4 protein-coding genes and 2 pseudogenes are annotated in these 8,857 nt (G+C 47.7%); all 6 read right to left on the reverse strand.

Going from position 1 to position 8,857, the window contains the following annotated elements:
• Window positions 1-879, reverse strand: an 879-nt coding sequence (gene narH / locus ACUU1M_RS17010) for a nitrate reductase subunit beta (protein ID WP_042774510.1), incomplete at its 3' end; no start/stop codon positions are given.
• Window positions 876-4,616 carry a nitrate reductase Z subunit alpha gene (gene narZ, locus ACUU1M_RS17015; RefSeq protein ID WP_000040464.1) on the reverse strand — a complete coding sequence of 1,247 codons (3,741 nt, stop codon included), beginning with the start codon at window positions 4,614-4,616 and terminating at the stop codon, window positions 876-878. The genes narZ and narH, both read right to left, overlap by 4 nt.
• Before the next feature lie 81 nt (window positions 4,617-4,697).
• A pseudogene (gene narU, locus ACUU1M_RS17020) lies at window positions 4,698-6,075 on the reverse strand (nitrate/nitrite transporter NarU).
• 323 nt (window positions 6,076-6,398) lie between these two features.
• Window positions 6,399-7,731, reverse strand: a pseudogene (locus ACUU1M_RS17025) (leucine-rich repeat domain-containing protein).
• Window positions 7,732-7,840: 109 nt separating this feature from the next.
• On the reverse strand, window positions 7,841-8,326 hold the full coding sequence (locus tag ACUU1M_RS17030) for an IpaH-like protein (protein WP_073705658.1): 486 nt from the start codon (window positions 8,324-8,326) through the stop codon (window positions 7,841-7,843).
• A 163-nt stretch (window positions 8,327-8,489) separates the two neighbouring features.
• A partial coding sequence (locus tag ACUU1M_RS17035) for a porin (RefSeq protein ID WP_449144699.1) occupies window positions 8,490-8,857 on the reverse strand: 368 nt, incomplete at its 5' end.

Genomic DNA, 8,857 nt, shown 5'->3' on the forward strand with positions numbered 1-8,857 from the left:
ATAGAGGTCAACTTCGCGCTCGGTGCTCGCCGCTTCCTCGATGCGGTCGGCGTCGTAAAGCAGCACGCCCAGATACCGGATGCGACCCACGCAGGTTTCTGAGCACACGGTGGGTTGGTCTGACTCAATTCGCGGATAACAGAAGATACATTTTTCTGACTTGCCGCTTTTCCAGTTGAAGTAGATTTTTTTGTACGGACAACCGCTAATGCACAAACGCCAGCCACGGCATTTATCCTGATCAATCAGCACAATGCCGTCTTCTTCGCGTTTGTAGATAGCGCCGCTTGGGCAGGTCGCCACGCAGCTGGGATTGAGGCAGTGTTCGCACAGGCGCGGCAGGTACATCATGAAGGTGTTTTCAAACTGCCCGTACATCTCCTTTTGCATGGCCTCGAAGTTGCGGTCGCGGGCACGTTTTTCAAACTCGCCGCCCAGCAGTTCTTCCCAGTTTGGGCCCCAGATCACTTTGTCCATCCGTTTGCCGTCAATCAGTGAACGCGGGCGAGCAGTAGGGATATGTTTGCCTTCCGGTGTGCTATGCAAATGTTCGTAGTCGAAGGTGAAAGGTTCGTAGTAATCATCAATCTGCTGCGGCACCACCGGGTTGGCGAAGATTTTGGTTATTACGCCCATCTTGCTGTCCAGACGCGGACGGATCTTGCCATTCACATCGCGGACCCAGCCGCCTTGCCACTCTTCCTGATCTTCCCAGTTTTTCGGATAACCAATGCCCGGTTTGGTTTCGACGTTGTTAAACCATACGTACTCCATGCCTTCGCGTCCGGTCCAGACGTTTTTACAGGTCACCGAACAGGTATGGCAGCCGATACATTTATCGAGGTTAAGCACCATGCCGACTTGCGAACGTATTTTCATTTTTTCGCCTCCTGTACCTGATCGCGACCTTCATCATCCAGCCAGTTAACGTTCTTCATCTTGCGGATCATGATGAATTCGTCGCGGTTCGAGCCGACGGTGCCGTAGTAGTTAAAGCCCCAGGCCAGCTGCGCGTAACCGCCAATCATATGCGTCGGTTTCGGGCAAACGCGGGTGACCGAGTTATGAATGCCGCCGCGCATGCCAGTTACTTCCGAACCAGGAATATTCATAATGCGTTCCTGGGCGTGATACATCATGGTCATGCCCGGCGGTACACGTTGGCTGACCACCGCGCGGGCAGTCAGCGCGCCGTTGGCGTTAAATACTTCCACCCAGTCGTTATCGACAATGGTCAGTTCTCGGGCATCTGTTTCGCTGATCCAGACAATCGGTCCACCGCGAGAGAGCGTCAGCATTAGCAGGTTTTCACTGTAGGTTGAGTGAATGCCCCATTTCTGGTGCGGCGTCAGGAAGTTAAGTGCTTTTTCCTGGAAGCCGTTTGGCGGTATCTGGCGCATCTCACTGACGCTACGGGTGTCGATAGGCGGGCGATAAGCCACCAGGCTTTCACCAAAAGCACGCATCCACGGATGATCCTGATAGAGCTGCTGGCGTCCCGACAGCGTGCGCCACGGAATTAACTCATGAACGTTGGTGTATCCCGCGTTACAGGATACGTGATCGCTTTCCAGACCGGACCATGTGGGGCTGGAGATAATTTTACGCGGCTGCGCCTGAATATCGCGAAAGCGAATCTTCTCGTCCTCTTTGTGCAGCGCCAGATGGGTATGTTCGCGCCCGGTGATCTCGCCCAGCGCCTGCCACGCTTTGACTGCAACATGACCGTTGGTTTCCGGTGCCAGTGCCAGAATCACTTCTGAAGCGTCAATGGCGGTGTCAATCAGCGGACGCCCCTGTGCCGGGCCATCACGCTTGGTGTAATTGAGTTTGCCGAGGAAATCGATTTCATCCTGGGTATTCCACGAAATCCCTTTACCGCCATTGCCAAGTTTGTCCATCAATGGCCCGAGCGAGGTAAAGCGTTCATACGTAGCAGGGTAGTCGCGCTCCACCGCCACAATATTCGGCGCGGTTTTACCCGGGATCAGATCGCATTCGCCTTTGCGCCAGTCGAGCACTTCACACGGCTGTGAGAGCTCTGCCGGAGAGTCATGCAGCAGTGGTTGTAATACCACGTCGGTTTCTTTGCCAAGATGGCCCACGCACACTTGCGAAAATGCTTTGGCAATACCTTTGTAGATTTCCCAGTCGCTGCGTGATTCCCAGGCCGGATCGACCGCCGCAGAAAGCGGATGAATAAATGGATGCATATCCGAGGTGTTCATATCGTCTTTTTCATACCAGGTGGCGGTGGGCAGAACGATATCGGAGAACAGGCAGGTACTGGACATGCGGAAGTCGAGCGTCACCAGCAGGTCGAGCTTGCCTTCAATCGCCGCAGTTTGCCACTCGACTTCTTCCGGTTTGATCCCGTCGCTGGCACCGAGTTCCTCGCCCTGAATCCCGCTTTCGGTCCCCAGCAGATACTTCTGCATATACTCGTGGCCTTTGCCGGAGGAGCCAAGCAGGTTAGAGCGCCAGACAAACAAATTACGCGGATGATTGCTGCCGCTATCTGGTTGTTCGCAGGCCATACGTAAATCGCCCGATTTCAGCGCCTGGGCGGTAAATTCTGTGGGGGATAATCCGGCCTTGTCGGCTTCAGCTTTAATCCCGAGCGGGTTACGCCCCAGCTGCGGCGCAGAAGGTAGCCAGCCCATACGTTCGGCGCGAACGTTGAAATCAATCAGATGACTGCTGTACTTACTGGCATCGGCGAGCGGTGAAAGTAACTCCTGAGCAGAGACTTTTTCATAGCGCCATTGGCTGGAATGATTGTAGAAAAACGAGGTGCTGTTCATCTGGCGCGGTGGTCGGTTCCAGTCGAGCGCAAAGGCCAGTGGCAACCAGCCGGTTTGTGGGCGCAGTTTTTCCTGGCCGACATAGTGTGCCCAGCCGCCACCGCTTTGCCCGACACAACCGCAGAAGATCAGCATATTGATCATCCCGCGGTAGTTCATGTCCATGTGATACCAGTGGTTAACACCTGCGCCGAGGATAATCATTGAGCGCCCATGCGTTTTATGGGCGGTATCGGCAAATTCGCGGGCGATGGTTTCAATATACTGGCGCGGTACGCCGGTAATTTGCTCACCCCAGGCTGGGGTGTACGGTTTGATTTCAGCGTAATCTTTCGCGCTGTTTTCATCTTCCAGCCCGCGATCGAGGCCGTAATTCGCCAGTACCAAATCATAAACGCTGACCACCGGACAGGTGTTGCCATCGACTAACGTCAGGTTTTTAACGGGCAATTGGCGCACCAGCACCGGATTGTGTTTTACGCTGCGAAAATGCGGATTTTCAATGCCGCCAAAGTAGGGGAAGGCCACGCCTGCAACAGCGTCATGTTGACCGAGCAGGGTTAACGACAATTCGGTTTCCGTACCGGCGGCAATGGATTCCAGATTCCATTTGCCTTTTTCTCCCCAGCGGAAACCAATCGAACCGTTCGGCACTACCAATTCACCTGCGGTATTAACTGCTACGGTTTTCCACTGCGGATTGTTGCTTTCGCCCAGTCCATCCACCAGGTCAGATGCGCGGATCATGCGCCCGGGAACGTAGCTACCATCGTCGCGAGGCTCCAGCATTACCAGCATCGGCATGTCGCTGTAGCGGCGGCAGTAGTTGATAAAGTAGTCGCTGGGATTATCGAGATGAAACTCTTTTAAAATCACATGCCCCATTGCCATCGCCAGGGCGCTATCAGTGCCTTGTTTCGGTGCCAGCCACTGGTCGCACAATTTGGCCACTTCAGAGTAGTCAGGGGTAATGGCGATGGTTTTAGTGCCTTTGTAGCGTACTTCGGTAAAGAAGTGGGCGTCCGGCGTACGTGTCTGCGGTACGTTAGACCCCCAAGCGATGATGTAGCTGGAGTTATACCAGTCGGCAGATTCCGGTACGTCGGTTTGCTCGCCCCAGGTCATCGGCGAGGCGGGCGGCAGGTCGCAATACCAGTCGTAGAAACTTAAACAGGTGCCGCCAAGCAGCGACAGATAACGCGTTCCGGCGGCGTAAGAAACCATCGACATCGCCGGGATCGGCGAGAAACCGGCAACGCGATCCGGGCCGTAGGTTTTGATGGTCCAGACGTTAGCGGCGGCAATCAGCTGGTTTAGTTCCTGCCAGTTGGAGCGGATAAACCCGCCGCGCCCACGCACTTGTTTGTAGCTCAGGCACTTTTGCGGATCGTTCATAATCGATGCCCACGCCAGTACCGGATCGCTGTGTTGTTTGAGGGCTTCGCGCCACAGTTCAATCAGTCGTTTACGAATGAGCGGGTATTTCAGGCGGTTAGCGCTGTAAAGATACCAGGAGTAACTTGCGCCACGCGGGCAGCCGCGAGGTTCATGATTGGGCAGGTCAGGGCGAGTGCGCGGGTAGTCGGTCTGTTGGATTTCCCAGGTCACCAGACCATTTTTAACGTAGATTTTCCAGCTACAGGAGCCTGTACAGTTAACGCCGTGGGTGGAACGCACGATTTTGTCGAACTGCCAACGCTGGCGATAGCTGTCCTCCCAGTCGCGGTTGCTATGCATCACCTGTCCGTGACCATCGGCAAAGGTTTCGCCCTTTTGTTTGAAGTAGCGAAAGCGATCCAAAAGTTTACTCATGACATGACTCCTGCTCCAGGAATGAATTGGGATCTGATACCTTGTCGGATGCGACACGGTTGTACATCAGGCATCGATCTCTTATTTTTGGCTGAACTTCCGCCGACCATAAACCAGCCAGGTCAGCAGCACACAAACGATGTAGAAGATTAAAAACACTTTCATCGCGCCGACCGGAGAGCCGGTCATATTGAGCGACATGCCAAATGCCTGCGGAATAAAAAAGCCGCCCACTGCGCCAATGGCTGAGATAAAGCCCAGCGCTGCCGCCGTTTCGGTGACGGCTTCTCTCTGAGCTTGCTCATCACTACCGCCTTTCATCTTCATCCGATAAATGGTTATCTGGCGAAAGATGACGGCGATCATCTGGAAAGTAGAACCACTTCCCAGACCCGCGGTCAGAAACAGCCCCATAAATACGGCGTAAAAGGCGATGAAATTACCGGAGCCTGTGCCCGGTAAGGTAAGGAACAGCAGGGCACTGAAAATCGCCATAAAAATAAAGTTGATCAACGTCACCCGCACGCCGCCGAATTTATCGGAAATAGCACCACCAACCGACCGCGCGATGGCACCAATAAATGGGCCAAAGAACGCCAGGCGCAGAATATTCACATCCGGGAACTGGGTTTTTGCCAGCATGGCAAAACCCGCAGAAAAACCGATAAACGAACCGAAGGTGGCAAGGTAAAGCAGGCTCAGCAGCCAGAGATGCGACAGGGAGCTGGTCGGCAATTGAGGCGCGTGAACTGGCGATATCATTCATCCCTGACCAGGCGGCGATCGTGGCAATCGCCAGTAGCGGTACCCAAATCCATGCGGCATTCGCCAGCGACATCACCGAACCGTCGGCCTGCGGTACGCCATTGACGCCGAGAAAGGCAAATACAGGTACAAAAATGACCAGCGGTGCAACCAGCTGCATTACACTTACACCTAAGTTTCCTAATCCGCCATTAATCCCAAGAGCGCTCCCTTGTTTGGCTTTTGGAAAGAAGAAACTGATATTGCCCATGCTCGAAGCAAAGTTTGCACCTGCAAAACCGCATAGCAAAGCGATAACGATAAATATCCCAAAAGGAGTATTCGGATTTTGCACGGCAATTCCGAGCCAGACGCAAGGAATAATCAGGATTACAGTACTAAAAACCGGCCATCGGCGTCCACCGAATATAGGCACCATAAAGGAGTAGGGAACACGCAATAATGCGCCAGAAACGGAGGGTAATGCGGTTAATAAAAAGAGTTGATCGGTAGTAAAATTAAAACCGATTTTATTGAGATTAACGGTAACTGCGCTAAATAGCATCCAGACACAGAAGGCAAGAAGTAGACAACTGACTGATATCCAGAGGTTTCTTCGAGCAATATGTTTTCCTTTATTTTCCCAGAAGGCCGGATTTTCTGGTTTCCAGTCGCGTAAAAGATAACGACTATTTTTCTCATTTTGCAGTGCCATATTGTTCCTCACATGCACACATTGGTAATGAAAAAAGACAAAACAGGAGGTAAGGCGCAATAGCCAGTTATTAGAATTAAGGATGAATTGGGTGAAGTGCTGATTGAAAGAATAGATAAGAAAGCGTAACCGCGGGGGCAGAATGGGGATTAAGTAGCCAGATATGTGTTACTAAATGTAACTAACAAGCTAACCTTCAAACGGGGGTTAATCTTTGAACGTATGTCATGTTTCAACCCTTCAGATCGTGAATCTAAAGGGTTACATATTAACTATATTCTCAACAAGACCAGACACTTATAGAATTAGTGATGATTTATTCACTAAAAAGGCCATGAATTGGAGGAAAACGATCTGTCCAGAAAGTCTATCGGTTCCTCTCTTATTGCCTGATTGTAATAATCGTTATTATAGTAAGTATTGTTTATTTCATCTAAGGTCATGTTTTTAACTTTTATATTCCTCTGGTTTACAACTTCCTCTGTCTTGTAAGTGTGTATATTATATGGGGTATATGCTATTTTTAATAGTATAGTGAAACAATTCGTTATCCACATCTATTCCGTCAGAGTGAACTTCAAATGCACCAGACGAAAGAATTGCCAGGCCAGTATTAAGCTTAAGTGCTGGGGAAAACAAATTAAATAACATGAGCTGCATAGTAGGGCAATTGTTCTTCCCAGAAACATTTAAAAAATTTAAGTTTTTGCTCTGTTTTATTATGGGGAATAAAGTTCCAATATCGGATGTATTATTAGTATCAATGTGGGTTATTTTATTATTGTCCAGTCTTAAACTTTTGATAGATGGAAGATAAGTCAGGAAATCAAGATTTATATATTTCAACTGGTTGTTAGCAGCGTTTAATGTCTGAACATTGCGGAAGTTGCTATAGAATATTTTAATTTCAGAAAGCAAATTGTTGTTAATAAGTAACGTATTCAAGTTGGGAAATAAGACATTGTGTAAACTTGTTAGTTTATTATGGGATAGATCCAGCAGTAAGAGTTCATTTTTATTACCTGCAACAATATCAGTTAATTGATTATGGCTGAGATTCAGGTATTGCAGCCATTCGCAAGATTCTAATTGCACAAACTCTAGTTGATTATGTGCCGCACTAAAATAAGTAACTGATGAAAGCCTATCTATATCAATATTTCTGAGAGCATTATTATTCATAGATATATGTGTAATACTTACATTTCTGCCTTGAGGAAAATTTATTGACTCAAGAGCATTACTATTCAGACTTAGCTTTACGAGTCTATCGTAGTTGGTTGCATCAAAATGTGTGAGTTGGTTATTATCAAGATTGATAGAGGTGAAGTTTTGCAGCCCTGGTGGTTGAGTGGTTAAATTAAGTCCTGATAAATCAATGGTCACTTCATTAGTGTCATCAATTATATTTCTTACTGCAGTCCAGTACTGCATTTGTGCAAGTGGATCATTGTTGATGCCGTTAACTAATACATGCCAAAGATGTTTTGATGATATTAGTTGATCAATGTCATTGGTTGGCAGTAAATTGTTATTGCTTAAGTTTAAATATTCCAGTTTTGTAGTGTTTTTGGCGTTTAAATGTGCAATATGGTTGTCGTTTAAAGTGATTGTTTTCATCCTGGGATGATTGTGTAATATAAGGTCAGTGATCATATTGTGATGGGCACTTAACTCAATCAGAGATTCTTGCCGGGAGACATCCAGCGATGCTAGCTTGTTATAATCAAGATTAAGAAATTTCAGTTTATAACTATCAGAAATATCATTTTTTTAGGCTATTATTTTGCGCTTCCAGATTAACCAATGAATGCTGATTTTTTAAATCTAAACTTTCCAGATTGTTATGATCAATATAAATGTTTTCCAGTTTTGGTTCTTTTGGAAAGGTTATCGTGTTAATTTTATTAACGCTGAGGTTGATATTAACGAGACTGGCATTGTCAGCTAAGTCAAGACAAGTTAGACAATTGTTTTCCAGATTTAACGTATTAACTGTCGAGGGGATAGGCGGTAATTCACTCAAATCAAGATATGACAAATCAAGAGATGCCATGTTCGAATTGTAAGCTTCTTTAATTCGCTCCACGGCAATTGCTCTTTCTTCACCATTATTAACCGATTTATTACCCCATTGTTCTAGTCGTTCACAAAAATTGCTGGAGATGGTTTCTTTGTTAGGTAATGCGTTATTAAGTTGATAACTGGCATTATTTTTTACACAAGCTGTATTAATATTGGTCATAATCACTCATCAATAAATATTATAGTAAGATGTCCCCGGAGGATATGGAATAATATTAATTGAGGTGAATGACCAGAAATATCAAAAATTGCTCATTTTTACTTAAGGAGTCATACAGCAGCACTTAAATCAAAAACCAGCCCAGAGAAGGGCTGGTCAGGAGAGGACGTTAGAACTGATAGGTAATGCCCGTAGCGACGATATTATCGGTGCGAATATCTACGGCACGGGTAAAGTCGCTTTCATCAATCAGGTTGATTTTATAATCAACATAGGTCGACATATTTTTGTTGAAGAAATACGTCGCACCAACGTCGATATACTCAATCATGTCCTGGTCGCCGTAGCGGCCCAGATCTCTGCCTTTCGATTTCAGGTAAGCGAGTGATGGGCGCAAGCCGAAGTCGAATTGATATTGCGCCACCACTTCAAAACTTTGTGCTTTGTTAGAGATATAACCATCCCCATAGGTGGTCATGTTTAATGTTTCAGCGTAATTAGCTGCAAAGTAGATGTTGTTGGCATCATACTTTATAC

This window comes from Shigella sp. SIG6 (assembly GCF_053555815.1).